Source organism: Cellulomonas fimi, assembly GCF_028583725.1.
Lineage (GTDB): Bacteria > Actinomycetota > Actinomycetes > Actinomycetales > Cellulomonadaceae > Cellulomonas > Cellulomonas fimi_B.
Map to the genome: position 1 here is coordinate 2,965,349 of NZ_CP110680.1, position 26,547 is coordinate 2,991,895.

The 26,547-nt window shown below is 75.3% G+C and carries 22 protein-coding genes; 11 read left to right on the forward strand and 11 right to left on the reverse strand.

Annotated features, from left to right (window positions below):
* The 3 genes from OOT42_RS13420 to OOT42_RS13430 all read right to left on the reverse strand — a co-directional run bounded on the left by OOT42_RS13420 (position 1) and on the right by OOT42_RS13430 (position 2,442).
* Positions 1-669: a response regulator gene (locus OOT42_RS13420; RefSeq protein WP_273651691.1), complete on the reverse strand. Its 669-nt coding sequence runs from the start codon at positions 667-669 to the stop codon at positions 1-3.
* Positions 666-1,919 carry a sensor histidine kinase gene (locus tag OOT42_RS13425; protein ID WP_273651692.1) on the reverse strand — a complete coding sequence of 418 codons (1,254 nt, stop codon included), beginning with the start codon at positions 1,917-1,919 and terminating at the stop codon, positions 666-668. The genes OOT42_RS13420 and OOT42_RS13425 overlap by 4 nt, the downstream gene beginning before the upstream one ends.
* A 97-nt stretch (positions 1,920-2,016) precedes the next feature.
* A complete protein-coding gene (locus tag OOT42_RS13430; RefSeq protein WP_273651693.1) occupies positions 2,017-2,442 on the reverse strand; it encodes a ChaB family protein in 426 nt (141 codons plus the stop codon).
* A gap of 131 nt (positions 2,443-2,573) precedes the next feature.
* Here OOT42_RS13430 and OOT42_RS13435 point away from each other — a divergent pair, with 131 nt between their 5' ends.
* Positions 2,574-3,425 carry a pentapeptide repeat-containing protein gene (locus OOT42_RS13435; RefSeq protein WP_273651694.1) on the forward strand — a complete coding sequence of 284 codons (852 nt, stop codon included), beginning with the start codon at positions 2,574-2,576 and terminating at the stop codon, positions 3,423-3,425.
* Between the two features lie 152 nt (positions 3,426-3,577).
* Positions 3,578-6,247 (forward strand): sodium-translocating pyrophosphatase, encoded by a 2,670-nt coding sequence (locus OOT42_RS13440; RefSeq protein ID WP_273651695.1) that lies wholly within the window; start codon positions 3,578-3,580, stop codon positions 6,245-6,247.
* Between the two features lie 93 nt (positions 6,248-6,340).
* Here the strand turns inward: OOT42_RS13440 and OOT42_RS13445 are convergent, their stop codons facing one another.
* Both OOT42_RS13445 and OOT42_RS13450 read right to left on the reverse strand, forming a co-directional pair.
* A complete protein-coding gene (locus OOT42_RS13445; protein WP_273651696.1) occupies positions 6,341-6,829 on the reverse strand; it encodes a nitroreductase/quinone reductase family protein in 489 nt (162 codons plus the stop codon).
* Positions 6,826-7,296, reverse strand: coding sequence for a hypothetical protein (locus OOT42_RS13450; RefSeq protein ID WP_273651697.1), 471 nt, complete (start codon positions 7,294-7,296; stop codon positions 6,826-6,828). The genes OOT42_RS13445 and OOT42_RS13450 overlap by 4 nt, the downstream gene beginning before the upstream one ends.
* A 72-nt stretch (positions 7,297-7,368) precedes the next feature.
* On the opposite strand from OOT42_RS13450, the gene OOT42_RS13455 reads away from it, so the two are divergent.
* Positions 7,369-8,226, forward strand: coding sequence for a TetR/AcrR family transcriptional regulator (locus OOT42_RS13455; RefSeq protein ID WP_273651698.1), 858 nt, complete (start codon positions 7,369-7,371; stop codon positions 8,224-8,226).
* Positions 8,227-8,272: 46 nt separating this feature from the next.
* Here the strand turns inward: OOT42_RS13455 and OOT42_RS13460 are convergent, their stop codons facing one another.
* Positions 8,273-9,625 carry a sensor histidine kinase gene (locus OOT42_RS13460; protein ID WP_273651699.1) on the reverse strand — a complete coding sequence of 451 codons (1,353 nt, stop codon included), beginning with the start codon at positions 9,623-9,625 and terminating at the stop codon, positions 8,273-8,275.
* Between the two features lie 4 nt (positions 9,626-9,629).
* Complete coding sequence (locus OOT42_RS13465) at positions 9,630-10,283, reverse strand: response regulator transcription factor (protein ID WP_273651700.1); 654 nt, start codon at positions 10,281-10,283, stop codon at positions 9,630-9,632.
* Positions 10,284-10,450: 167 nt separating this feature from the next.
* Here OOT42_RS13465 and OOT42_RS13470 point away from each other — a divergent pair, with 167 nt between their 5' ends.
* From OOT42_RS13470 to OOT42_RS13490, 5 genes are all read left to right on the forward strand, one after another.
* Entirely contained in the window at positions 10,451-11,626 is a 1,176-nt protein-coding gene (locus tag OOT42_RS13470; RefSeq protein ID WP_273651701.1) for a LolA family protein, read from the forward strand.
* On the forward strand, positions 11,623-12,618 hold the full coding sequence (locus OOT42_RS13475; RefSeq protein WP_423775899.1) for an ATP-binding cassette domain-containing protein: 996 nt from the start codon (positions 11,623-11,625) through the stop codon (positions 12,616-12,618). The genes OOT42_RS13470 and OOT42_RS13475 overlap by 4 nt, the downstream gene beginning before the upstream one ends.
* Before the next feature lie 4 nt (positions 12,619-12,622).
* Positions 12,623-13,489, forward strand: coding sequence for an ABC transporter permease (locus OOT42_RS13480; protein ID WP_273651702.1), 867 nt, complete (start codon positions 12,623-12,625; stop codon positions 13,487-13,489).
* Between the two features lie 126 nt (positions 13,490-13,615).
* Positions 13,616-14,068: an S-ribosylhomocysteine lyase gene (locus OOT42_RS13485; RefSeq protein ID WP_273654845.1), complete on the forward strand. Its 453-nt coding sequence runs from the start codon at positions 13,616-13,618 to the stop codon at positions 14,066-14,068.
* Entirely contained in the window at positions 14,065-14,787 is a 723-nt protein-coding gene (locus tag OOT42_RS13490) for a 5'-methylthioadenosine/adenosylhomocysteine nucleosidase (protein ID WP_273651703.1), read from the forward strand. The genes OOT42_RS13485 and OOT42_RS13490 overlap by 4 nt, the downstream gene beginning before the upstream one ends.
* 38 nt (positions 14,788-14,825) lie before the next feature.
* On the opposite strand, the gene OOT42_RS13495 is transcribed toward OOT42_RS13490, so the two are convergent.
* Positions 14,826-15,101, reverse strand: a complete 276-nt coding sequence (locus tag OOT42_RS13495; RefSeq protein WP_273651704.1) for an acylphosphatase — start codon at positions 15,099-15,101, stop codon at positions 14,826-14,828.
* 93 nt (positions 15,102-15,194) lie between these two features.
* Here OOT42_RS13495 and OOT42_RS13500 point away from each other — a divergent pair, with 93 nt between their 5' ends.
* On the forward strand, positions 15,195-17,336 hold the full coding sequence (locus tag OOT42_RS13500) for a CHAT domain-containing protein (protein ID WP_273651705.1): 2,142 nt from the start codon (positions 15,195-15,197) through the stop codon (positions 17,334-17,336).
* Entirely contained in the window at positions 17,321-20,812 is a 3,492-nt protein-coding gene (locus OOT42_RS13505) for a WD40 repeat domain-containing protein (protein WP_273651706.1), read from the forward strand. The genes OOT42_RS13500 and OOT42_RS13505 overlap by 16 nt, the downstream gene beginning before the upstream one ends.
* A gap of 21 nt (positions 20,813-20,833) precedes the next feature.
* Here the strand turns inward: OOT42_RS13505 and OOT42_RS13510 are convergent, their stop codons facing one another.
* From OOT42_RS13510 to OOT42_RS13520, 3 genes are all read right to left on the reverse strand, one after another.
* Positions 20,834-22,285 carry a hypothetical protein gene (locus OOT42_RS13510; RefSeq protein ID WP_273651707.1) on the reverse strand — a complete coding sequence of 484 codons (1,452 nt, stop codon included), beginning with the start codon at positions 22,283-22,285 and terminating at the stop codon, positions 20,834-20,836.
* A 92-nt stretch (positions 22,286-22,377) separates the two neighbouring features.
* Complete coding sequence (locus tag OOT42_RS13515) at positions 22,378-22,893, reverse strand: mycothiol transferase (protein ID WP_273651708.1); 516 nt, start codon at positions 22,891-22,893, stop codon at positions 22,378-22,380.
* Positions 22,894-22,990: 97 nt separating this feature from the next.
* Positions 22,991-24,070: a winged helix DNA-binding domain-containing protein gene (locus tag OOT42_RS13520; RefSeq protein WP_273651709.1), complete on the reverse strand. Its 1,080-nt coding sequence runs from the start codon at positions 24,068-24,070 to the stop codon at positions 22,991-22,993.
* 100 nt (positions 24,071-24,170) lie between these two features.
* Between OOT42_RS13520 and OOT42_RS13525 the strand changes: the two genes are divergently transcribed.
* On the forward strand, positions 24,171-26,384 hold the full coding sequence (locus tag OOT42_RS13525) for an esterase-like activity of phytase family protein (RefSeq protein ID WP_273651710.1): 2,214 nt from the start codon (positions 24,171-24,173) through the stop codon (positions 26,382-26,384).
* The last annotated feature ends 163 nt before the right edge of the window (positions 26,385-26,547 follow it).

Consider the following 26,547-nt stretch of genomic DNA (forward strand, 5'->3'; position numbering starts at 1 on the left):
TCAGGCGCGCTCGTCGCCCGCCTCGTGGACCCAGCGGGCGATCTGCACGCGGTTCGTCGCGTCGAGCTTCGTGAGGACGTTGCCGACGTGCGTCTTCACGGTCGCGACGCCGAGGTGCAGCTCGCGCGCGATCTCGGCGTTCGACATGCCGGCGCCGACCGCCTCGGCGACCTCGCGCTCGCGCTCGGTGAGCGTCGCGAGGAGCGCCCGCGCGCGGGCACGGGGCGGGTCACCGGCCGGTGCCGCCGTGACGGCCGCGATGAGCTGCGACGTGACGCTCGGGGACAGCATCGGCTCGCCCTGCGCGACGCGCCGGACGGCCGCGACCAGGTCGGGCGGCGGCGTGTCCTTGAGCAGGAACCCCGCGGCCCCCTGCCGCAGCGCGGTGAGGACGAGGTCGTCGGCGTCGAACGTCGTGAGCACGAGCACGCGCGCACGGGAGCCGAGGTCGCGCAGCCGGCGGTGCGCGGCGAGGCCGTCCATGCGCGGCATCCGGACGTCCATGAGGACGACGTCGGGCGCGGTCCGGACCACGACGTCGACACCCGCCTGCCCGTCGGCCGCCTCGCCGACGAGCTCGACGTCGGGCGCGCCGCCGAGGATCAGCCGCAGGCCCGTGCGCACCAGCGGGTCGTCGTCGACCACGACGACGCGGACGGGCGCGGTCATGCCGGCCACGGCAGGCGCGCCCGCACGACGAACGTGCCGTCGCCCTGGTAGCCGTGCTCGAGCTCGCCCCCCGCGAGCGTCGCACGCTCGGTCAGCCCGACGAGCCCGACGCCGGGACGGTGACCGCTGCTCGCGGTGAGGAACGCGCGGTTGCGGACCTCGACCGCGAGGTCACCCCCGGGCGCGCCGGCGAGCACGACCTCGACGGGCTGCCGCGGGGCGTGCTTGCGCGCGTTGGTGAGCGCCTCCTGGACGACGCGGAACGCGGTGCGGGACACCGACGCGCCGAGCTCGCGGACGGCGTCGGGCGCGAGGCCCGCGGTGTCGAGGCTGACCTCCGCACCCGCCTCGCGCGCCTCCGCGACGAGCGCGGGGATCTCCTGGAGGGTCGGCTGCGGCCGCTCGACGGCGTCCGGCTGGGCCGGGTCGCGCAGGACGCCGAGCACGTCGCGCAGCTCGGCGAGCGCGGCGTGCGCGGCACCCGCGATCGTCTCCGCGGTCTCGACGACCTGCTCGCGCGAGAGGTCGTCGCGGTACGCGAGCGCCCCGGCGTGCAGCGCCACGAGCGAGATCCGGTGCGCGAGGACGTCGTGCATCTCGCGGGCGATCCGCGTGCGCTCCGCCTCGCGCGCGACCTCGGCCGCGAGCGCGCGCTCCCGCTCGGCGGCCTGGGCGCGGGCGTGAAGCGACGCGACGAGCTCGCGTCGCGTCGCGATGCCCTGGCCGGTGCCGACCGCGAGCGCGAGGACGGCGAGCCCGATGAGGACGTCGGTGATGTGCGTGGCGGGCGAGGTGTCGGCCAGCCAGACGCGCGGCACGTGCACGAACGTCGAGTACAGGGTCGTGGCGAGCCAGGTGAGGCCGACGACGACGAGCCACCGGCCGCGACGCCACGTCGACATCGACACGATGGCGAACGTCGCGGGGCCGATCGCGACGACGGACACCGCGGTCGCGGCGGTCGTCGCGACCGCCACGGCGAGCGGGAACCGGCGGCGCAGCGGCAGGAGCGACAGAGCGACGACGCCGAGCACGAGGTCGAGGACGATCGCACCGCCGACGACCTCCTCGGACGGCGCGACGGCGGTCTCGCCGGCGGCGTCCGGCATGGTGAGGGCGACGACCTGGGCCATCCAGAGCGCGACGCCGAGCCCGCCGGCCAGGAGGTAGCGCCAGGCCCGGGACCACCCGCGCCACCGGGGGTGCAGCCAGACGTCGGGCGTCGGCGGGGCGACGACGACGGAGGACATGCCGCCAGCGTAGGGGCGCGGGGCCGCGTGGCAGGTCAGCCGTCGGGCGGGTCCGTCTCCACCCTTGTGCGGAGGGCCGCGGCCGGGCGCCGGACGGTCAGCGGAGGGCGGCGCGCGAGCGGCGGTCGTTCTCCCGCCGGATCGCGTCGACGAGCTCGGCCTTCGTCATGCGGGAGCGCCCCCGCACACCGAGCTCGGTCGCGACGTCGTACAGGTGGGCCTTCGACGCGTTCGCGTCGACGCCGCCGGCCGTCGGGGCGTCGCTGTCGAGGCCGCCCTCCTCGGCGCGCGCGTCGGACGGCCCGTACTCCTCCTTCGGGCGCCAGCTGTCGCCGACCTTCTCGTGCGTGTGCTTGAGCGCCGCGAACGCGACGCGGTAGGCCCGTTCCTCGTCCCCGTCGTACTGCTCGAGGGCGGCGTCGTGGGCGTGCGCGAACGTGCGCTGCGCCTTGTCGCCGGACCGTTGCAGGGTGCTGGGCAGCTCGTCCGGGATCGGGTCGCCGTCGCGCCTCGTCTTCGGCACGGTGCGCCTCCTTCCGTGGGCGGGTCGCTCCCCTCATCGTGCGGCCGGTCCCCCTCGCGCGCACCGCGACGGCGGTGACGGCCGCGACGGGGGTCGCGAGTAGGCTCACGCGGTCGGCGGGAGGAGGCGGCATGGCGGGGACGTCACCCGACGGCAGGCCCGTCCTCGACCTCCGGGCGGACTGCGCGCGGTGCGCCGCGCTGTGCTGCGTCGCCCTGCCGTTCCAGCGGTCGGCGGACTTCGCGTTCGACAAGCCCGGCGGCGTCCCGTGCCGGAACCTGCGCGACGACCTGCGCTGCGGCGTGCACGCGCACCTGCGCGACCGCGGGTTCGCGGGGTGCACGGTGTTCGACTGCTTCGGGGCCGGTCAGCGCGTGACCGCCGCGTTCGCCGGTCGGGACTGGCGCGACGGCGCGGACGTCGCGGGGCCGATGTTCGCCGCGTTCGGGGTGCAGCGGCGGCTGCACGAGCTCGCGTGGTACCTCGTCGACGCCGCCGGGCGCCCGGTGCCCGCCGCCCTGGCGGACGAGGCGCAGTCGCTGCTCGCGCGCGTCGCTGCGCTCGCGGACGCCGCGCCGGACGACCCCGCCCGGGGCGGCGTCGACGCTCTGCACGCGACGGTCGACGGCCTGCTCGCACGCGTGAGCGCGGCGGTGCGCGGTGCCGCGCGGCGGTCCCTGCCCGGGCGACGGCGCGACCGGCGACGGGCCGACCTCGTGGGCGCGCGGCTGCGGGACGCGGACCTGCGCACGGTCGACCTGCGCGGCGCGTGGCTCATGGGGGCGGACCTGCGGGGCGCCGACCTGCGGATCGCGGACCTCGTGGGCGCCGACCTGCGCGGTGCGGACCTGCGCGGCGCGGACCTGACGGACGCCCTGTTCGTCACGGGCCCGCAGGCCGCCGCGGCGCGCGGCGACGCCGTCACCCGGCTGCCCGGACGCGTCCCGCGTCCCACCCACTGGACGGCGTCGGTCGCCCGCTGACCTGCGGGAACGGCGTGTCCGCCCCGACACGCCGGACGAACCGGTCCGTGCTCCCCCGCGCGGGCGAGCGCCCGGGACTGAGGTCACACGTGCGCCAAGTGCCCCCGCTCTACGTTCGAAGAACGAGCAAAGGGTTTCCGCACGAGCCGAGGATGACCGTGTCCACAACACCGTCGCGCGAGAGCGCGACCACCACCCGTTCCGTCGCACGTCCCGCAGCACGACACACCCCCGTCCCGGCTCGCACCGCCGGTCGCACCCGCACCGCCACGACGACCGCCGGCTGGCTCGCCCTCGCCGCCGTCGTCGCCCTCCTGTCGGGATGCGCCAGCACCACCTCCACCGACACCTCCGAGGGGGCGCCGCACGGCGGCGAGGCCGGCCTGGCCCTCCCCGACCTGTCGTCCGTCACGATCGCGGGCCTGCCCGGGCGGGTCTGGCTCGGCGTCGGGCTCGTCGTGTGCGCGCTCGGCCTCGCGTTCGGCGTGACCGTCGTCGCGCAGCTCAAGCGCCTGCCCGTGCACGGCTCGATGCGGTCCGTGTCCGAGCTCATCTACACGACCTGCAAGGCGTACCTCGTGCAGCAGGGGCGCTTCCTGCTCGTGCTGTGGGGCTTCATCGCCGCGGTGATCGTCGTCTACTACCGCGTCCTCGTCGGGTTCGACTGGGGACGCGTCGCCGTCGTCATCGCGTTCAGCCTCGTCGGGATGGCGGGGTCGTACTCCGTCGCGTGGTTCGGCATCCGCGTCAACACCTACGCGAACTCGCGCACGGCGTTCGCGGCGCTGCGCGGCCGGGCGCTGCCGCTGCACCGCATCCCGCTGCGCTCGGGCATGGCGATCGGCATGGTGCTCATCAGCCTCGAGCTCGCGATCATGCTGGTCATCCTGCTGTTCCTGCCGGGCGACCTCGCGGGCGCGTGCTTCATCGGGTTCGCCGTCGGCGAGTCCCTGGGCGCGGCCGCGCTGCGCATCGCGGGTGGCATCTTCACGAAGATCGCCGACATCGGCTCCGACCTCATGAAGATCGCGTTCAAGATCAAGGAGGACGACGCCCGCAACCCCGGCGTCATCGCCGACTGCACCGGTGACAACGCGGGTGACTCCGTCGGCCCGAGCGCGGACGGCTTCGAGACGTACGGCGTCACCGGCGTCGCGCTCGTGACGTTCGTGCTGCTCGGCGTGCCCGACCCGGGGGTGCAGGCCGCGCTCCTCGTCTGGATCTTCGTCGTGCGCGCCGTGATGATCGCCGCGTCCGGCGTCTCCTACACGGTCAACGACCTGTGGGCGTCGCGCCGGTACGCCTCGGCCGAGCGCATGGACTTCGAGAAGCCGCTCACGTCGCTCGTCTGGCTGACGTCGGCGGTCTGCATCGCCGCGACCTACGCGACCACGTGGCTCGTCCTGGCCGACGGCACGCCGGGCCTGTGGTGGAAGCTCGCGACGATCATCTCGTGCGGCACCCTGGCCGGCGCTCTCATCCCCGAGCTCGTCAAGGTGTTCACGAGCACCGGCAGCCGGCACACCCGCGAGGTCGTCGCGTCGTCCCGCGAGGGCGGCCCGTCGCTCAACATCCTGTCCGGCCTGGTCGCAGGGAACTTCTCCGCCTACTGGCTCGGCATGGCGATCGTCGTGCTCATGGGCGCGGCGTACCTGGTCAGCGAGCTCGGCCTCGCGGACGTCATGCACGCGCCCGCCGTGTTCGCGTTCGGGCTCGTCGCGTTCGGCTTCCTCGGCATGGGCCCCGTGACCATCGCCGTCGACTCCTACGGTCCCGTCACCGACAACGCGCAGAGCGTCTACGAGCTGTCGGGCGTCGAGCAGGTCGACGACGCCGAGCTGCAGGACGCCCTGGGCACGACGCCGCGGTGGGAGCACGCCAAGCAGCTCCTCGAGGAGAACGACGGCGCCGGCAACACCTTCAAGGCGACCGCCAAGCCGGTCCTCATCGGCACGGCCGTCGTCGGCGCCACGACGATGATCTTCTCGATCATCATGGGCCTCACCGACGGCCTCACGACCGGGCTCGAGAACCTGTCCCTGCTGCACCCGCCGTTCCTGCTCGGCCTGGTCGCGGGCGGCTCGATCATCTACTGGTTCACGGGCGCCTCTACGCAGGCCGTCACGACCGGCGCCTACCGGGCCGTCGAGTTCATCCGCACGCACATCCGCCTCGACGGGACGGCCGCGGCCAGCGAGGCCGACTCGCGTCGGGTCGTCGAGATCTGCACGCAGTACGCGCAGCGCGGCATGCTCACGATGTTCCTCGGCGTGTTCTTCGCGACGCTCGCGTTCGCGTTCGTCGAGCCGTACCTGTTCGTCGGCTACCTCATGTCGATCGCGCTGTTCGGCCTCTACCAGGCGATCTTCATGGCCAACGCGGGCGGCGCCTGGGACAACGCGAAGAAGATCGTCGAGACCGAGCTGCACGCCAACGGCACCCCGCTGCACGACGCGACCGTCGTCGGCGACACCGTCGGCGACCCGTTCAAGGACACCTCGTCCGTCGCGCTCAACCCGGTCATCAAGTTCACGACGCTGTTCGGCCTGCTCGCCGTCGACCTCGCCGTGCAGCTCTCCGGGCAGGGGCGCCACGCGCTGGTGCTCGTGCTCGCCGGGGTGTTCTTCCTCGCCTCGACGTACTTCGTGCACCGGTCCTTCTACGGCATGCGCATCGAGTCCCACGCCGCCCCCTCGGAGCCGGAGGCACCGACCGACGCCGAGCCGGTCGCGCGGGACGAGGTCGTGCCCGACGACGAGCCGGGCGCCCTGCTCCCGCAGCAGCCGACGCCCGCCGACGACGCGGTCCCGAGCCGCGTCTGACCCCACGCCCCCGGACCGGACGCGGAAGCCGACCCCCGTCCGGTCCGGGCCTCGGGTCGCCCCGAGCCGCGCGGGCGTCCCGCGACCGCGGGCTCAGCGCGGCTCGACGCGCAGGACCGGGTAGTCGGCCGCGACCTCGGCGAACCGTGCGAGCGGTGCGTGGCGGTCGACGGCGACGTGCGGACGCGCGCCGGGCGCGATCGCGAGGTACCGGCGCAGCACCGGCGCGCGCTCCTCGACGGGGACTTCGACCAGGCGCACGGGCTCCGGCCGGGGTGCGTGCAGGACGGCGCGGCCCTCGTCGGCGCGCACGTTGCGGACCCACTGGGCGTCGGTGCCGAGCATCGAGACGAGGTACCGCTCGCCCTGCTGGCGCACCAGCACGAGCGGCACGCGCACGGGCCGGCCGGACGCGCGGCCGCGCACCTCGAGCGTCACGCCGCGACCGCCGACGGTGAGGACGCCGTGGGCGTACTGCCATGCCGCGACCGCGTTCATCGCGCGCGCGAGCGGGCCTGGTCGTCCGCCGCGGTACATCCGCTGCTTGAGCCGGTGCCAGGGCCGGACCCGGGTGGTGCTCATGCGGACCACAGCCCGTGCGTCGCCCAGACGGCGCCCATCGCCTCGGTGAGAACGGTCGCGGTGGTCACGAGCACGGCGACCGCCGCGACGGCGACGACTCCGGCCGCGATGCGCGCGCCCGTGGTCGCGGGTCGCCGCGGCCGCAGGACGCCCCACACGGTGGCGAGCACCGCGACGCCGAGCACGACGACGGCGACGGTCAGCGCGTCGGACCCCTTGGCGTGCGCTCGGACCTCGGCGGGCAGCGGCTGCCCGGTGGCGGCGGCTGCGGACTCGAGCTGGTCGAGCAGGTCTCCCCCGGCTGCGCCCGCCCAGAGCGCGAGCGCGAACGTCACGGCGCCGACGGCGACGAGCGGGACGCGCAGGGCTGTGCGCGTGCGCGGCGCGGCGGCGTAGACGAGCGCGAGCAGCGCGGTCAGGGGTGCCACGATGACCACGAGGTGGCCGGCGACGGCGTGCGCAGGCATGGCAGCCCTCCGGACGGTAGTTTGGTACTTGGAGTTCCAAGTTCCACAAGCGAAGGTAGGACGATGGCGAGCGTGCGTCAACCACCCCGTGCCCGTCCGCGGCTGTCCGACGCGGAGACCGAGCGGCGCGTGGTCGACGCCGCCCTGCGGCTGCTCGCGGAGCAGGGCATCACCGTGGGCCTCGACGGGCTGCGCTTCGAGGACGTCGTGCGCGCCGCCGACGTCTCCCGGACGTCGGCCTACCGGCGCTGGCCGTCCCGCGACACGTTCGTCGCCGACGTGCTCGTCGCGCTCGCGCGCGGCACCGAGCTCACCGGCATCGGCGACCGCATCGGGGACGAGGTCGGCGCGCTCCTCGCGGCGGACACCGTCGACCTGCGCAGCCCGCAGGGGCGGCACGACCTCTTCGTCCAGCTCCTGCGCCTGTCGTTCCAGACCGACGTCGAGGGCACGCTCTCGTCCCCCGAGTTCCACACCTACCTCGCGCTGCGCGCGGCCTTCGTCGGCGTGCCCGACGACGACCTGCGCGACGAGATCGCGGCCGCCCTCGCCCACAGCGAGCGCCGCGCCGTCGCGCGCGGTCGTGTCGTCGTCGCGGGCGCCGCCCGTCTGCTCGGCATGCGCCTCGTCCCGCCGCTCGCCGGTGACGACGGGTACACCCTCGTCGCCCGCGCCGTGAGCGCCGCGAGCACCGGGTTCGCCGTGTCCGCGCTCGCCGACCCCGGGCTGGTGCGCACGACGCGGCCGCTCGCACCGTTCGGCTCGACGCGCACCGCGCCCTGGTCCGTCCCCGCGCTCACGCTCGCCGGGATCGTGCTCACGCACCTCGAACCGGACCCCGACGCGCCCGTGCCCACCCTCGACGACCTCACGACAGGGCTGCGCGCGCTGATCGACGCGGGCGCGCACGCCGCCGCGACCGCCGAGTAGCCGCCCGGGTCAGGACGCGGGCAGGACCACGCGCGCAGGTCCCGGGTCAGGACGCGGGCAGGACCACCCGCGCACGCAGGCCGCCGAGGTCGGCGTCGGCGAGGACGACGTCGCCCCCCTGCTCGCGGGCCATCTCACGCGCGATCGCGAGCCCCAGGCCGCTGCCGCCGGCCTCGCGCTCGCGCGCGTCGTCGAGGCGCACGAACCGCTCGAAGACGCGCTCGCGGTCGGCCGCGGGGATGCCGGCGCCGTCGTCCTCGACCACGACGGACCCCTCCGTGACGGTCACGACGACGCGCGACGCGGCGTGCCGCAGCGCGTTGCCGACGAGGTTGCGCACCACCCGGCCGGTCGCGACGGCGTCGCAGCGCGCCCGGCCGTCGCCGCGCACGTCGACCGTGACCGCCCGGACCGCGCCGTTCTCCCCGTCGACCACGTCCCGCACGAGCGCGGCCAGGTCCACGTCCTCGGCGCGCAGCGGAGCCGACCCGACGCGTGCGAGGAGCAGCAGGTCGTCGACGAGCGACTGCATGCGCGACGCCTCGCGCTCGGCGTCGGCGACGACCTCCTCCTGCGGGTACGCGTCGGGGTGGGCGCGGGCGACGTCGAGGGTCGCGCGCAGCGACGCGAGCGGTGACCGGAGCTCGTGGGCGGCGTCGGCGACGAAGGACCGCTGCCGGGCGGCGCTCGTCTCCAGGCGGTCGAGCATGTCGTTGAGCGTGCGCGCCAGGGCGGCGAGCTCGTCGTCGACGGGCGGCACGGGCAGCGAGCCGGAGCCGCCGGTGCGCGCCACGTCCGCCGCCGCACGGCGCAGCTCGTCGACGGGCCGCAGCGCGCGGCCGATGACGGCCCAGATCGTGGCCGCGAGCAACGCGGTCAGCACCGGCACGACGACGACCAGCGCGAGCCTCAGGGCGCCGACGAGCCCGCGCACCTCGTCGAGCGGCACGGTCGCGACGGCCACGACGGGCTCGCCGCGGTAGGTGGCGTTGCGCAGCGCGACGCGCGCGTCGGGGTCGTAGCCGCTGTCCGTCGTGGTCGACACGATCACCTCGTCGCCGTCCGGCCGCAGCGCCGCGAGCGTGTCCTCGGGCAGCAGCGGCAGGGTGCGCGACGCGTTGGCGGACGACGCCAGGACACGACCGTCGGCGTCGAGGAGCTGCGCGATCTCGCCGCGCTCGGCGACGGGCAGCGGGTCGGGCACCCGGTCGGCCTCGGCGAGGTCCGCGACCGTGTCGACACGGTCGCGGACGACCTCGTCGAGCGCCGAGACGCGCCCCGCTGACAGGACGGACGTCAGCACGAGCGCCCCGACCGCGAGCGTCACCATGAGCAGCCCGGCGGTGAGCGCGGTCAGGCGCAGCCGCAGCGACCCGCGCCAGACCCGACGGTGCGCCACGGCGTCAGCCGGCCACGCGGTAGCCGGCGCCGCGGACCGTCGCGACCGTGTCCCGGCCGAGCTTGCGCCGCAGGTAGCCGACGTACACCTCGACGACGTTCACGTCCTCGCCCGTGCCCTCCCACACGTGGTCGCGCAGCTCGACCTTCCCGACGACGCGGTCGGCGTGCCGCATGAGGTACTCGAGCAGGGCCAGCTCGCGGACCGTGAGCACGACCTCCTCGCCCGCGCGTGTCACCGTCCGGGCGGACGGGTCGAGCACCAGGTCGCCGACCCTGAGGACCGCGGGGCGCACCTGCGGCGGGCGGCGCAGCAGGGCCCGCAGCCGCGCGACGAGCACGACGAACGCGAACGGCTTCGTCAGGTAGTCGTCGGCGCCCACGTCGAGCCCGTCCGCCACGTCGTACTCGCCGTCCTTCGCCGACAGCAGCAGCACGGGCGTGAACACGTCCTGCGCGCGCAGGGCCGTCACGACGTCGTACCCGTTGCGGCGCGGCAGCATGATGTCGAGCACGATCGCGTCGTACTCGTGGTCGAGCGCCATGCGCAGGCCGGTCTCGCCGTCGTGCGCGACGTCCACCGCGAAGCCCTCCGCGGACAGCCCGCGGTGCAGCGCGCTCGTCAGCCCTCGCTCGTCGTCCACCACGAGTACCCGCACGTCGGCAGCATGCCACCCGTCGCCACCGGGACGGCGCACCGCGTCTCAGGATGCCCACAGGGGCCGTGGCGCACAGTGGTCTCATGACCGAGACACAGCCCACCCCGCAACCGGCGGCCCCGGCACGCCGGTCCCTGTCCCCCCGAGCCCGGTGGGCGGTGCCCGCCGTGGCCGCCGTCGCCGTCGGTGCCGCCGTCATGGGCCCGCCGCTGTTCGCGAGCGCGGGCGACGAGGGCCTGCCGCCCGTGACGCCCGAGGAGCTCGTCGCGAAGGTCGTCGAGAAGGACGCCCCCGCGCTCTCGGGCACCGTCGTCTACACCGCGCGCCTCGGCCTGCCGTCGCTGCCGTTCGGGCCTGGCGGTGCGAGCGCCGACCCGGTGAACCTCATGTCCGGCTCCTCGACGCTTCGCCTGTGGTCCGACGGCGAGCAGCGGTCGCGCGTCGCGCTGCTCGGCGCCGCCTCCGAGTACTCGGTGGTGCACGACGGCACGCAGGCGTGGACCTACTCGAGCGACGACGACGAGGTCGTGCACTACACGGTCGACCCCGCCGACGCCGCGACGCTCGAGAAGCTCGCGACCGAGGGGCCCGCCGTGCAGGGCGACCTGCCGACGCCGCAGGACGCCGCCGAGCAGGCCCTCGCGCACGCGAAGGAGCTCTCGACCGTGTCCGTCGACGGCCAGACGACGGTCGCCGGCCGCGACGCCTACCAGCTCGTCGTGACGCCCAAGAGCACGACGACGCTCGTCGGGCGCGTCGTGCTCGCGGTCGACGCGACCGAGTGGACGCCGCTGCGCGTGCAGGTGTGGAGCGCGTCCGACGACACCGAGCCCGCGCTCGAGGTCGGCTTCACCGACGTGTCCTTCGCGACCCCGTCCGACTCCGTCCTCACGTTCTCGCCGCCCGCCGGGGCGCAGGTCCGCGAGGTCGTCGTGCCGCTGCCGACCGACGCCGAGATGGCCGCGGCGGAGAAGCACGCCGACGGCGAGCTGCCGCAGGGCGTCACCGTGCACGGCGAGGGCTGGGACACGGTGGTCGAGGTCAGCGGTGTCGACGTGACCGGCGCCCTGGCGGGCGACCCGGAGGCGCTGGCCGAGCTGCAGGAGCACGAGCCGACCATCGGGTCCGACAGCGCGCAGGCGCTGCTCGAGGACTTCGGCGGCGACCCGTCGGACAAGGCCGACATGGGCGAGATCGACCCGTCGGCGCTGCTCGACTCGATCGCGAAGCCCGTCCCGGGCGGGCGCGTCGTGAGCTCCGACCTGTTCAGCGTCCTGCTGACCGACGACGGCCGGGTGCTGGTCGGCGCGGTCTCCCCCGAGACGCTGCAAGGGCTGGCGTGAGCACCTCGGTGCTCGACCCCGCGCGGGTCGGTCGGGGGTCCGGTGACGACACCGGGCCCCTGGCCGTGCGCACGGAGGGGCTGACGAAGCGGTTCCGCGGCGGGCAGGTCGCGGTCGACGACCTGGCGCTGCGCGTGCCGCGCGGGGCGGTCTACGGGTTCCTCGGGCCCAACGGGTCGGGCAAGACGACGACGATCCGCATGCTGCTCGGCCTCGTGCGGCCCACCGCGGGCGCGGCGTGGTTGCTGGACGCGCCCGTGCCGGAGGCGTCGGCGTCGGTGCTCCCGCGCGTCGGGGCGCTCGTCGAGGGGCCGGCGTTCCACCCCTACCTGTCCGGCCGGGACAACCTGGCCCGGCTGGAGGCGGCGGACGCGACCGCCGACCCGCGCACCGCCGACCGGCGCGCGGCGGAGGCGCTCGACCGCGTCGGGCTGTCCGCTGCCGCGGAGAAGCGGTACCGGCAGTACTCGCTCGGCATGAAGCAGCGGCTCGGGCTGGCCGCGGCTCTCCTGCGCCCGCGGGACCTGCTGGTGCTCGACGAGCCGACGAACGGGCTCGACCCGCAGGGCACGCGCGAGGTCCGGCACCTCGTGCGCGAGCTCGCCGACGGGGGCACGACCGTGCTCGTCTCGTCGCACCTGCTCGCCGAGATCGAGCAGGTCTGCACGCACGTCGGGATCATGCGCGCGGGGCGGATGGTCCTCCAGGGCGACCGGTCGGTGCTCGTCGCGCGCGGCGTGTCGCGGCTGCGGGTGACGACGACCACCGGGCTCGCGGGAGCGGCCGCGCGCGTGCTCGACACGCTGGGTCTCGACGAGGTCGCCGTCGACGGGCTCCAGGTCGACGCGCTGCTCGGCGACGTGCCGCCCGAGAAGGCGTCGGCCGCGCTCGTCGCGGCCGGGGTCGACCTCGTCGGGTTCGAGGTGCGGCACCCGAGCCTGGAGGAGATCTTCGTCGAGCTCACCGGGGAGGGCTTCGATGTCGCACGCTGATGCCATGACCCAGACGGTCGCGACCGCCGCGCCGCCGCTGCGCCCGGTCCGCGGGGCGTTCGGCCGCCTGCTCCGGAGCGAGCTGCGGCTCGTGCTCGGCCGCCGGCGCAACCTCGTGCTGCTGACCGGGCTGGGCGCGGTGCCGCTGCTGCTCGGCCTCGTCGTGTTCTTCACGCGCGACACCGCCATGGCAGGCGAAGGACCCGGCTTCATCGGCCGCGTCACGGAGAACGGGCTGTTCCTCGTCGTCGCGTCCGTGTTCGTCTGCCTGCCGTTCCTGCTGCCGCTCACCGTCGGCATCGCGTCGGGCGACGCGGTCGCGGGCGAGGCGTCGACGGGCACGCTGCGCTACCTGCTCGTCACCCCCGTCGGACGCAGCCGCCTGCTGGTCGTCAAGGCGATGGGCGCGCTGGCGTTCGTCGCGGCCGCGGTCCTGGCGATCGCGGTCGTCGGGCTCGTCGCGGGCGCGCTGCTGTTCGGCCTGCGGGACGTCGTGCTGCTGTCCGGCGACACCGTGCCGCTCGCGGCGGGCGCGCTGCGCGTCGCGGGCATCGTCGCGTTCGTCGGGCTCTCCATGACGGGGCTCGTCGCGGTCGGGCTGTTCTTCTCGACGCTCACCGAGGTGCCCGTCGGCGCGATGGCCGCGACGGTCGTCGTCGCGATCGTGTCCGGCGTCCTCGACACGCTGCCCGCGCTCGACGCGATCCGGCCCGGGCTGCTCACGCACCACTGGCTGGACTTCGCCGAGCTCCTGCGCATCTCCCCCGACTGGGGCGTCGTGCTCGGGGGCCTCGGGGTGCAGGCCGCGTGGGTCGCCGTGTTCGCGTCGCTCGCGTGGGCGCGGTTCACGACGGCCGACGTCTCGTCCTGACCCGGTCGGTCGCGGGCGTCCACGAGCCGGGACGCCCGTGACCGCCGGAAGCAGCACGGTGCCCGGACGGTTGACAATGGAGTCTCCGCCTCGTCCGACAGGAAGCGTGCCGTGAACCAGCCTCGTATGAACGTCGAGTCCTTCAACCTCGACCACCGCACCGTCGCCGCGCCCTACGTGCGCCTCGCGGACCAGAAGGTCCTGCCCGCGGGGGACGTGATCCAGAAGTACGACGTGCGCTTCACGCAGCCCAACCGGGGCCACCTGGAGATGCCGGCGGTGCACTCGCTCGAGCACCTGTTCGCGGAGCACTCGCGCAACCACTCGGACCGCGTGATCGACTTCTCGCCGATGGGCTGCCAGACCGGCTTCTACCTGATCCTGCAGGGCGAGTGGGCGTACGACGACGTGCTGGACCTCGTGCAGTCGACGCTCGAGGACGTCGTCCAGGCGACCGAGGTGCCCGCCGCCAACGAGGTGCAGTGCGGCTGGGGCGCGAACCACACGCTCGAGGGTGCGCAGGAGGCCGCGCGCGCGTTCCTCGCGGAGCGCGCCGGCTGGAGCACGGTGACCGCGTGATCGCCGTCGACGCCGTCGTCGTGACGGCCATGGCCGACGAGGCGGCGCCGTTCGTCGCGCGCGCCGACTTCGTCGGGCCGGTGACCCGCGTCGGGCACGCCCAGCACCGGATGGTCACGCTCGCCGGGCGGCAGGTGCTCCTCGTCGTGAGCGGCATCGGGCTCGTCAACGCGGCGACCGCGGCGGCCGTCGCGATCAACGCCACGCACCCCCGCGCGCTCGTGAGCGCGGGCAGCGCGGGCGGCGTCGGCGTCGAGGTGCGCGTCGGGGACGTCGTCGTCGGGTCGCAGTACGTGTACTCCGGCGCGGACGCGCGCGCGTTCGGCTACGAGCTCGGGCAGGTCCCGGGCATGCCCGAGGTGTACGCCGCCGAGCACGCGCTGCACGACGCCGCGACCACCGCGCCCGTCGACCTCCGAGTCCTGTCCGGCACCGTGCTGTCGGGCGACGCGTTCATCGACGCGTCCCGCGTGGACGCGATCCGGGACGCGTTCCCGGGCGCGCTCGCGACCGACATGGAGTCCGCGGCGCTCGCGCACACCAGCCACCTGTACGGCGTGCCGTTCCTGTCCGTGCGCGGCATCTCCGACCTGTGCGGGCCGGTCGCGAACGACGACTTCCTCACGCACGTCGACGACGCCGCGGACCGCTCCGCCGCCGTCGTCATCGAGCTGCTCCGCGCGATGGCCGACGAGCCCACGCCGCACCTCGTGCCCTGACGCCGTGACCGGGCCGGGCCGTCGCGGCGCCGGCCCGGTCAGGGCTCGATCTCGAACGACACCCGGTGGCCGGGCGCCTCGTCGGTCACGTCCACCGACGACACGGACGCCCCGCGCGGTCCCTGCCGCGCCCAGCCGACGAACGCGTCGACCGCGTCCGCGTCACCCTCGACGACCGCCTCGACGGCCCCGTCGGACCGGTTCCGCACCCACCCGGCGACGCCGAGCCGCGCGGCCTCGCGCGCCGCGCTCCACCGGTACCCCACGCCCTGCACGAACCCGTGCACGACGACGTGCCGCGCCACGCGCGTCATCCGGCTCCCCCTCCCGGGTCCGCGCCGGGACCACGCGTCGATCGTGGCACCGGTGCCCCGGTATCTGCGCCCGGACGGCGGGCACCTTCGAGGGTGAACGCCGGCGCCTTCGGGGGCAGGGTCGCCGGGCCCGACCACCTGGCCGCGCGGGGGCCCGTGATGGACGAGTACGCCGATCTCGAGATCCAGCTGTACCGCAAGGACGACGTCACCTACGGCATCTGGCCCGCCCTCACGCTGCCGCGCAGCGACGCGGACGCGCGCCTCGACGGCGACAGCGCGGGCTTCGTCGCGCACATCGACCCCGACGCGCTGCGGGACCTCGACCCGACGGAGTACGGCCGCGCGCTCGGCAAGGGACTGTTCGGCGGCGGGTTCGGTGCCGCGTTCCGGCAGGCGGTGCAGACCGCGTCGAGCAACGGGGTGCGGCTGCGCGTGCGGCTCGTCGTCGACCCGGCACCCGAGGCCGCGGCCCTGCACGGCGTGCTCTGGGAGACGCTGCGCGACCCCGACGACGACCGCACGCTCCTCACGGACGAGAACGTGCTGTTCTCGCGGTTCCTCGGCAGCCGTGACTGGCGCCCGGTGCGGCCGCGCTCGCGCGGCGACCTGCGTGCGCTCGTCGTCGTCGCGTCGCCCACGGACGTCGGCGAGTACGCCCCGCAGGGCCGGGGTGGGCTCGCACCGCTCGACGTCGAGGCCGAGCTCGAGCGCGCGAGGACGGCGCTCGGCGACATGGCCGTCACGGTGCTCCCCGGGGAGGCGACACCGACGGCGGCGAACCTCGTCGCCCAGCTCCGGCGCGGGTACGACGTCGTCTACCTGGTCTGCCACGGCTACCTGCAGCACCACGAGCCCGTGCTGCTGCTCGTCGACGACGACGGTGCGGGCGCACCGATGCTGGGCAGCGACCTCGTGCAGCAGCTTGGTGAGCTGTCCCGCACGCCGGGCCTCGTGTTCCTCGCGTCGTGCCGCAGCGCGGGCGAGGGCGAGGACGCGCGGTCCGACGACGCGGGCGTGCTGGCGGCCCTGGGACCGCGGCTCGCGGCGGCGGGCGTCCCCGCGGTCGTCGCGATGCAGGGCGACGTGACCATGGCGACGGCCGGCACGTTCGCGTCCGCGTTCTTCCGCAGCCTCGACAGCGACGGGCTCGTCGACCGCGCGTGCGCCGTGGGGCGTGCGGCGGTGCGCGACCGGGACGACTGGTGGGTCCCGACGCTGTTCATGCGGCTGCGCAGCGGGCGCATGTGGTACGACTCGGGCGGCTCGCAGGGGCTGTTCGAGAAGTGGCCGTCGGTCGTGCGTGACATCGAGGACGAGAAGTGCACACCGATCGTCGGGCCCGGGATCAGCGACCTGCTGCTCGGGTCGCGGCAGGAGGTCGCGCGCGCCTGGGCGAACCGTTACCGGTTCCCGATGGCGCCGCACAACCGCGAGAGCCTCCCGCAGGTCGCGCAGTACCTGGCGATCAACCAGAGCCGGTCGTTCCCGCGCTCGGAGCTCGAACAGCACGTGCGGCGGACCGTGATCGAGCGGTTCGGCGACGAGATCCCCGAGCCCTTGCGCACCGGGCGCCCGCCCATCGAGGACGTGCTCGCGGCCGGCTGGCACGCGCTGCGCGACCGCGGCGCGATCGAGCCGTACTCCGTGCTCGCCGACCTCACGGCGCCCGTCTACATCACGACGCAGCCCACCCGGCTGCTCGCGAACGCCCTGGAGGCCGCGGGCAAGCAGCCCGAGATCGAGCTCTGCCGGTGGAACGACGACATCGAGTGGCCCGAGTCCGTGTACGAGCGCGAGCCCGGGTACCGGCCGACCGTGCAACGGCCGCTCGTCTACCACCTGCTCGGGCTGCTGGAGGTGCCCGAGTCGCTCGTGCTCACCGAGGACGACTACTTCGACTACCTCATCGGCGTCACGCAGAACCGCGAGCTCGTGCCCCGGCACGTGCGCGGCGCGCTCACCCGCACCGCGCTCATGTTCGTCGGGTTCCGGCTCGACGAGTGGGACTTCCGCGTGCTGTACCGCAGCGTCATGAACTACGAGGGCAAGTCCGCGAACGACCACACCCACGTGGCCGTGCAGATCGACCCCGAGGAGGGGTCCACGAGCGACCCGGTCCGCGCCCGCGCGTACCTCGAGGGCTACTTCCGCGACGGCGCGCGCGTGAGCCTGTACTGGGGCAGCACCGAGCGGTTCGTCAAGGAGCTGCACGACCAGTGGGGGTCCCGGTGACGGGCGTCCTGCCCGACGTGCGGACCGGCAACCCGTACGTCGGGCCCCAGTCGTTCCGCGCCGGGCAGCACCTGTACGGCCGGGCCGTCGCGCTCGACACGCTGTTCAACCTCGTGGTCGCCGAGCGCATCGTGCTGCTCTACTCCCCCTCCGGCGCGGGCAAGTCGTCGCTCATCAACGCCGCGCTCATCCCCGAGCTGAACCGCGAGGGGCTCGAGGTGCTGCCCGTCGTCCGCGTCAACACCCCGCACGTCGCGACCATGCAGCCGCCGCCGCGCAACCGGTACCTCATGAGCACCCTCATGTCGCTCGAGTCGGACGTGCCCGAGGACCAGCAGGTCCCGCTCGACCGGCTGCGCGACATGACGCTCGCCGAGTACCTCGCGCAGCGACCCGACCAGGACGGTGTGCCCGGCAACGAGGTCCTCGTCTTCGACCAGTTCGAGGAGGTCCTCAGCCTTGACCCGACCGACGAGGACGCCAAGCGCGCGTTCTTCGCGCAGGTCGGCGAGGCGCTGCGCGCCCACCGGCTGTGGGCGCTGTTCGCGATCCGCGAGGACCACCTCGCCGCGCTCGAGCCCTACCTGCGCGCCGTGCCGACCCGGCTGCGCACCCGCTACCGCCTCGACCTGCTGACCGCCGACGAGGCGTTCGACGCGGTCGTGCGGCCCGCGCAGGACGCGGGCGTCGAGTTCCGCGCCGAGGCCGCGCACGCGCTCGTCGACGACCTGCGCCAGGTCCGCGCGCAACGGCTCGACGGCACCGTCGACGTCCTCGGCGCGTACGTCGAACCGGTCCAGCTCCAGCTCGCGTGCACCACCATCTGGGCCCGCCGCGACCCCGGGAGCGCCGAGATCACGACGTCCGACGGTGTCGCCGGCGGGTCCGTCGAGCAGGCGCTCGCCGACTACTACGACGCGCGCGTCGCCGAGGCGGCCCGGGTCACCGACGTGCGCGAGGACGTCGTGCGCGACTGGTTCGAGCGCCGCCTCATCACCCCGCAGGGGCTCCGCGGCCAGGTGCTCGAAGGGCCGCTCGGGACGGCCGAGGCCGACGCCCCGATCCTGCGCGAGCTCGAGCACCTCATCCGCGCCGAGACCCGCCGCCAGGCGACCTGGTACGAGCTGTCGCACGACCGCTTCATCGAGCCCGTCCGGCGCAGCAACGCCCGCTGGCGCGCCCAGCACCTCACGGGGTTCGAGCAGGCCGCCGCGCTGTGGGACGAGAACGGCCGGCAGCGTCGCCTGCTGCTCACCGGGAGCCACCTCGTGTCCGCGACGAGGGACGTCGCGGCCCGCCGCCGACCCCTGCAGCCGCACGAGCAGCAGTTCCTCGAGGCGTCGCACGCCCTGGAGGCCGACCGGCGGCGCGACCGGCGACGGCGGCTCTGGATGCGGGTCCTCGTCCTCGCGCTCGCGGTCCTCCTCGTCGCCGCCGTCGGGCTCTACGGCCAGACGCAGCGGCTGCTCGGCAGCGCGACCGTCGACGAGGCGCGCGAACGCAGCCTGTTCACCGCACTGGCCGACCTCGACCAGGACACCGAGAAGGCCGCCCGGACCGCCGTCGACGTCGGGCGCGACGACCTCGCCGGGGACGAGGGGCTGCGGACGAACGCACGCGACCTCCTCCACCTCGCCGCGACGACGACGCCCGTGCTCGCCCTGCTCGGCACCGACGAGCCCGTACTGGCGCTCGCGCAGGCCCTCGACGGCGGGACGGTCGTCACCGTCGACTCGGCCGTGACGGTCTGGTCACGCGAGGTCGACGACGCCGGCCGGACCTCGTTCGCCCGCGTCGACCGCATCCTCGCGGGCGAGGAGCCGCTCGTCGCCGACGTGAGCGCCGACGGGTCCGTCGTCGTCGCGGGCCTCGCGGACGGCACGCTCGTCGCGTGGCGGCGGGCCGACGGGTCGACGACGCGCTGGGCGGGCACACCCGGTCTGCACACCGTCGCGGTCGCGCCCGACGGCCGGACCGTCGTCTCGCTCGGGCCCGACGCGTCCGCGACGGTGTGGGCGGTGGACCCCGGGCGCCGCGCGGACCGGCACCGCCTGTTCGACGTGACCGCCGCGGCAGCCGGCGACGAGGACGCCACGACGGCGTGGCCGACGGCCGCCGCGTTCAGCACCGACGGCCGCGCGCTCGCCACGGGCGACGACACCGGCACCGTGCACCTGTGGGACGTCGCCGCGGGCCTCCCGCGCGCACGGGTCGAGGCGGGCGAGAGCGTGCAGCAGCTGCGGTTCGGCGCCGACGCGACGACGGTCGGCACGTCGGGCGCGTCCGGCGCGGCGGTGTGGGACGTCGCGTCCGGCACGCAGCTCGCGACCGTGACCGACACGGGAGTCTCCGCGTTCCTGCTCGGACCGGGCCTGACGACCGCGTACGCGACCGCCGCGTGGGGCGAGGTGCGGCGGTACGACGTCGCGACCGGCGCGCGCGACGGGTCCGCGTTCCTGCCGGGCACCCGCCTCAGCGGTGCGCTGCCCGACGAGACGACACCGCGGCAGGCGCTCGTCGTGGCCTCCGACGGCCGCACGGGCCTCTGGCAGCTCCAGGACGACGACGACCCGCAGGACGCCGACGTCTCGGAGGGCGTCGCCTACACCGTCCGCGCGGACGGCACCGTCGTGCGCAGCGGGCCCGACGGCCTCGCGCGCGAGACGGCCGTCGTCGAGCCCGACGTCCCGTGGACGATCGACGCCGACGAGTCCGGCGGCCGCGTCGTGACCGTGACGCAGGACGGCGCCGTGCACGTGTGGGGCACCGCGACCGGTGCGCGCCTGCGCGACGTGCCCGTGGTGCCCGACGAGCCGCTCGTGGACGACGCGAGCGTCGCCGGGCGGCTGCTCGCGCTCGCCGTCGCGGGCGAGGTCCGGCTGGTCGACGTCGACTCCGGGTCGGTCTCCGGGGCGCTCCAGCCGGCGCAGGACGCGGTCCGGGTGGAGCTGCTGCCCGACGCGTCCGCCGCGGTCGTCGCGTACGCCGAGCCCGGCGAGCCCGCCCCGGGGACGTCGACGGTGGCGGTCGGCGAGGTCGTGCCCACCGCGGGCGGCGTGCCGGTGCGGCTGCGGATGCCGCTCGCCGCGGACGACCGGCCGTCGGACGTGGCCGTCGGCTCCGGCGCCCGGCAGGTGGCCGTGACCACGGAGGGCGGCGTGCTCGCGCTGTTCGACCGGACGACCGGTCGGCTCATGTGGCGCACGACGCTGCCGCACCTGCGGCCGCGGACCCTGGCGTTCACGCACGACGGCCTGGTGGTCGCGGCGGGTGAGCGCGGGGTCGACGTCGTCGACGCGCGACGGGGGCGCGTGCTCCGGGAGATCCCGACGAACGAGTGGGTCGACGTGGCGACCGTCGAGGGCCGGGCCGGGGACGTCGTCGTGACGCTGTGGGGCGGCCGTGTCGTCGAGGTGCCGCCCGACGACCGCGGGCTCGTGGACCGCGTCGCGTCGCGGCTCGTCGGGCTGGAGTGAGCGCGGACTCCCGCGGGCGGGTCAGAGCGGGACGAGGCCGCCCGAGCCGGGTGGCGCCGCGCGCACGGCCGGGTCGCCGAGCACGACGAGCCCGCGCGCGTCGTGCACGGCGGTCCAGAGCGCGACGAGGTCCGCGTCGGGGAACGGCTTGCCGAGCCGCTCGGACGCGTCGATGCGGGCCGTGAGCAGCGTCGCGAGCGCCGCGTACCGCGACGTGAGCTCTTCGAGCGCGTGCCCGACGCGCAGCCCGTCGAGCAGTCCCAGCAGCGCCCCGCGGAACGCGCCGGCCTGCGCGGTCGTGCCGTGCCAGAGGAACGCGCACGACCAGGTGCGGTCGACGTGCCCGACGAACGCGAGCGCCCCGCCCGCGGGGTGGCCGAGCAGCCGCGCGGGCAGGGGTGCGGTCGCGTCCTGCGCGGCGATCTCGACGAGCGTCGCGCCGGGGCCCGCGGGGTAGTCGCTGTACCGGGGCGTGCCCGCGCCGTAGCACGCGAACGCGAGCACGACGCGGGGGCGGACGGCCGCCGCCGGGTCGACGTCGGCGGCGGCGAGGTACTGCGCCGCGGTCAGCGGCCCGCGCTGCTGCACCGGTCCGGGCCAGTCCTGGCACACGAGCGCGCCGCCGAGCCCGAGCGCGGTCGCCTGGGGTCCGCCGAGTCCGTGGCTCGCGGTGAACAGCACGTCGGGACCGTCGGACGTACCGAGCAGCGCACGCAGCCGGGCCTTCGTCGCGACGCCGCCCGTGTCGGCCTGGACCGACCACGCCGAGGCCGACCGGCCGACCTCGTCGAGCAGCGGCGCGAGCAGGAACCGACTGCTGAGGTCGGTCGCCGCGTCGTCCGGGTTGCGCGGGCCGAACAGGCGGGCGGTCCGCGTCCCGCCGGGGGGCGCACCGGCGGCGTCGCGGTCCTCCGCCGCGAGGACCGAGGCCGCGTACGCCGCGTAGGACGCCGCGTCGGGCAGGTCGAGGCGTCCGACCGCGTACGCGACGCCGAGCTGGTACTGCAGCTCGAACGGCAGCGCCGCCGGTCCGCCGACGAGCAGCAGGTAGTACGGCACGACGCGCGGGTCCACGACGGTCGGCGTCGCGCCGTGCCGCACGAGGAACGTGTCGGCGTCCTCGCCGTCCTCGACCACGAGGTGCCGGAACCGGTCGCCGGCCTGCCCGCGGCGGCGCGCCAGCAGCGGCTCGAGGGCCGCGAGCACGGCCGCGTCGACGCCGGGGGCCGTCACGAGCCCCCAGCCGACCGAGCCGAGGTCCTCGGCGTCGAACCCGACGGTCACCCCGAGGTGGCGCTCGTCGGCGCGGCTGCGCCGCCGCAGCCGCCGCTCGTCGCCGGCACCCGGTGCGGGCACCCCGCGCAGCGCGGCGGCCAGGTCGCCCAGCGCGGTCGGCGGGGTCAGGTAGGTGCCGGTCGCGACGTCCAGCCCGTCGACGACGAGCAGGTCGTCCCGTCCCACGGACGCGTCCACGGCACACCTCCCCCGCACGCGGCAGGTCTGCTCGCCACGCTAGGGCGACACCGCGCGCGCCGAGAAGGTGCCCGCGCGGATCTCACCCGGCGTCACGCGTCGGCGCGGCGGTCCCACAGCCCGCGGACGTACGCGGCCTGGCCGGCGTGCTGGACGTCGTCGTCGACGATGCTGACGAGCCGCACGCCGAGCGTCACGGGCGGGTCCCACGACTCGTCGACGACCTGGTCGAGGTCGGCGGGCTGCAGGCGCTGCAGGTAGGCGGCGGTCTGCGCGGCGACCTCGTCGTAGTAGCCGAGCAGCAGGTCGCCGGGCACGTCGACCGCGGCGACGTCGTCGGGCGACTGCCCGTACCCGGTCGCCCGCGCGGAGAACGGCAGGCCGAACCGCTCCGCCCAGCCGCGGGCCGTCCACACCTGCTCGACGCCCGCGACGTGCGCGACCTGCGCGTCCTGCCCGCGCGCCGCGTGCCAGACGAGCCACGCGACCGAGTTCGCACCCGGGTCCGGGCGGTACGTCAACCCGTCGGGCGGCAGCCCCTCCACGGCGCCGTGCAGCACGGGTCCGACGCGGCCCAGGGCCTCGACGAGCAGGTCGGCGACCTCCATGCGTCCTCCTCGGCGGGTCGCACGGGCGGCGACCGACCCGGTCGACGCTAGCCACGGCGCCGGCCGGCCGCGCGCCGTGCGGAGTCCGGGTGCGGCGTCAGGCGTCCCAGTCGACGCGCACCGGCAGGCCGGCGAAGCGCGCGTACGACGCGAACGCCGTCTCGACGGCGGCGCGCTCGGCGTCGGTGAGCGCGCGCGCCGGCCGCGGCTGGGCGACGACCCCGTCGCGGACGGCGACGCGCCGCCACCACCCGACCACCTGCCCGTCGAGGAGCAGCGGCGCGATGACCATGTTCGAGCCCGCGGGGGCGATCGTGAGGCCGGCGACGTTGGTCACGAAGCGGCTCGCGGTGTAGGCGACGCCGTACTCGTCGTAGCCCTGCAGCACGTGCGCGGTCGGCGACGGGTCGGGCGTGGGCGCCGGGACCGGCGCGGACCACACCCGGACGCCGTCGACCTCGTCCTCGACCAGCGCGCCGTCGCACAGCGCGATCCCGCGTCGCACCTGCGTGAGCGTCAGGGTCGCCCACCACGCCAGGTCCTTCTCCGCCGCCGGCCCGTGCCCGGTGAAGAACCGCCGGGTCAGCTCCGCGAGCGCGTCGTCGCCGCGCAGGTCGGGCCCCTCGGCGACGCGACCGTCGACCAGCGCGTACGTCTGCTGCGCGCCGCGGACGGCTCCGCTCGCGACCACGGCGTCGAGCTCGAGCCGCATCAGCAGGTACGCGAGCCGCAGCCCGCTCGCCTCGACGCCCGCGCGCGCGAGGACGTCGCCGAGCTCCGCGCGGGTCAGGTGCTCTCCCCCGCGCAGCGCCGCGGTGACGGCGCGGCGGGTGCGCTCGACGCCCTCGTCGTCGATCCCGACCTGCCGCTCGACGGACCGGTTGACCTGCCGGACCCGCGGGCCGGTCAGCGCCTGGACCCAGCGCAGGTCCTCGGCGGCGAGGTAGTGCCAGGTGGCGCGCAGGGCGTGCGTGCGCACGATGCGTCCCTCGTCGACCGCGGCCAGGACGGTCGCGTCGTCGGTGCCGCTGCGCATGCCGAGCGACCAGCGCGACATGGGCACCTCCTGCGCCTGCGACGCGACGAGATGCCGGACCACGGCAGTCGGGTCGGGCAGCGGCGGTCCCGACAGGTGCTGGCCGTGGAGGCGGCGGTGGGCGACCTCGACGGCGTCCATGCAGCGGATCCTAGGCGCCACCTGGGTGTTCCTCGTGCGGTCACACGGCGTCGACCGATCGGACATGCGGGGGCCAACCGGACGCGGTCGACTGGTCGTCATGCGAACCCGTCGCGCTGTCGCTCTCGCTCTCGTCGCCGTCACCGCCGCGCTGGGTGGCACGGTCGCCGCCTCGCTCCCCGCCGCCGCCGGCGGCCCCCCGGGCCACGGCCCGTCGGCGGACCGCGGTCCCGCCCTCGTCTCCCGCGCCACGCTCTCCGCCGACTTCCTCGCGGACGGTCCACCGTCCGGTGCGGCCGTCACGCCCGCCAACGGCCGCACCGGTCCCTTCGCCGGTCAGGTGATCCCCGGCTTCTCGGGGGCCCTCGACAACGGCGACGGCACGTTCTGGGGGCTGCCGGACAACGGCTTCGGCAGCAAGGCGAACTCGGCCGACTTCCTGCTCCGGATGTACCTCGTGACGCCCGACTGGCGGTCCGGCCAGATCCAGGTCGGCCGGCACCTCTCCTTCCAGGACCCGGACCACCGCATCGACTTCCCGCTGACCCGTCCCGACCGCCTGCTCACCGGCGCCGACTTCGACGTCGAGTCCGTGCAGCGCGCGAAGGACGGCACGCTGTGGGTCGGCGAGGAGTTCGGGCCGTTCCTGCTGCACTTCAGCGCCGACGGCGTCCTGCTGTCCGCGCCCGTGCCGTTCCCCGACGGCAAGTCGCCCGCCAACCCGTACCTCGCGCCCGGCGAGACGCCGCGCGTCGCGAGCAGCCGCGGGTTCGAGGCGCTCGCCGCGTCGCCCGACGGTCGCCGCCTCTACCCGGTCGTCGAGGGGGCGTTCACCGACGACGCCGACAAGCGTCGCCGGTTCGTCTACGAGTTCGACACCCGCACGCAGCAGTACACGGGCCGCACCTGGGCGTACCAGACCGACGCCGAGGCGAACGTGATCGGCGACGCGCAGTGGGTCGGCAAGGACCGCCTGTGGCTGATCGAGCGCGACGACTTCGACGGCGCCGCGTCCGTCATCAAGCGCGTCTACGAGGTCGACCTGTCGAGGACGGACAGCGACGGCTTCGTCCGCAAGACGCTGGTCCTGGACGCCCTGCGCATCGCGGACCCGCGGGGCGTCAGCACCGGCGGCGGCTACGGCACGGGTGACCCGTTCGCGTTCCCCGTGCAGTCGTTCGAGACGATCGTCCCGCTCGGCCGCGACCGGCTCCTGCTCGCGAACGACAACAACTACCCCGGCAACGCCGCGCGCGTCACCGGCACCCCCGACGCGACCGAGATGGTGGTCGTCGACCTGCGCGGCGTCCGCCTCGCCCGCCCGGACGACACGCTCGTGGTCGGTCACCGCGGCGCGTCGGGCTACCGCCCCGAGCACACGCTCGCGTCGTACGAGACGGCGATCCTGCAGTGCGCCGACTACATCGAGCCCGACCTCGTGAGCACCAAGGACGGCGTGCTCGTCGCCCGGCACGAGAACGAGATCGGCGGCACGACCGACGTCGCGACCCGCACCGAGTTCGCGTCGCGCCGCACCACGAAGACGATCGACGGCGTCGCCCTCACCGGCTGGTTCACCGAGGACTTCACGCTCGCCGAGCTCCGCACGCTGCGGGCCAAGGAGCGCATCCCCGCGGTCCGCCCGGGCAACACCGCGTTCGACGGCCGGTACCAGGTGCCGACGTTCGACGAGGTCCTCGACCTCGCACGGAACTCGCGGACCTGCGCCGGGGAGCCCGTCGGCGTCTACCCCGAGACCAAGCACCCGACGTACTTCGACGGCATCGGCCTCTCGCTCGAGGAGCCGCTGCTCGCGACGCTCGCCGCCAACGGGTTCGACGGCCGCCACGCTCCCGTGATCATCCAGTCCTTCGAGACGTCGAACCTGCGCGAGCTGGCGACGCGCACGAGGCTCCCGCTCGCGCAGCTGATCAACTGCTCCGGCGCCCCGTGGGACCTCGTCGCCGCCGGTGACACCCGCACCTACGCCGACCTCGTCACCCGCGGGGGCCTGCGGGACATCGCCCGCTACGCCGACGGCATCGGCGCCTGCAAGGACGTCCTGATCCCGCGCGACGCGTCGGGGGCGCTGCTGTCGCCCTCGCCCGTGATCCGCGACGCCCACCGTGCCGGTCTCACGGTCCACGGCTGGACCTTCCGCGCCGAGAACCAGTTCCTGCCGACCCAGTTCCGCGTCGGCACCGACCCGAACGCGCACGGCGACCTGGACGGCGAGATCCGCACCTTCCTGCGTGCCGGCATGGACGGCTTCTTCACCGACCACCCCGACGTCGGCGCCGCCGCCGTCGACTGACACGACCGACCACGCACGAGGCCCCGGGGGTGGCGAGCCCGGGGCCTCGTCGCGCCGAGGTTCATGGCGACGAGGACCCTCCGTTCGTCCGCTCAGGCGACACGTGCGATTCCCACGTCCGACTCCCTCACCTCCCCGAGACAGGTGCCCCTAGCATCCGGAA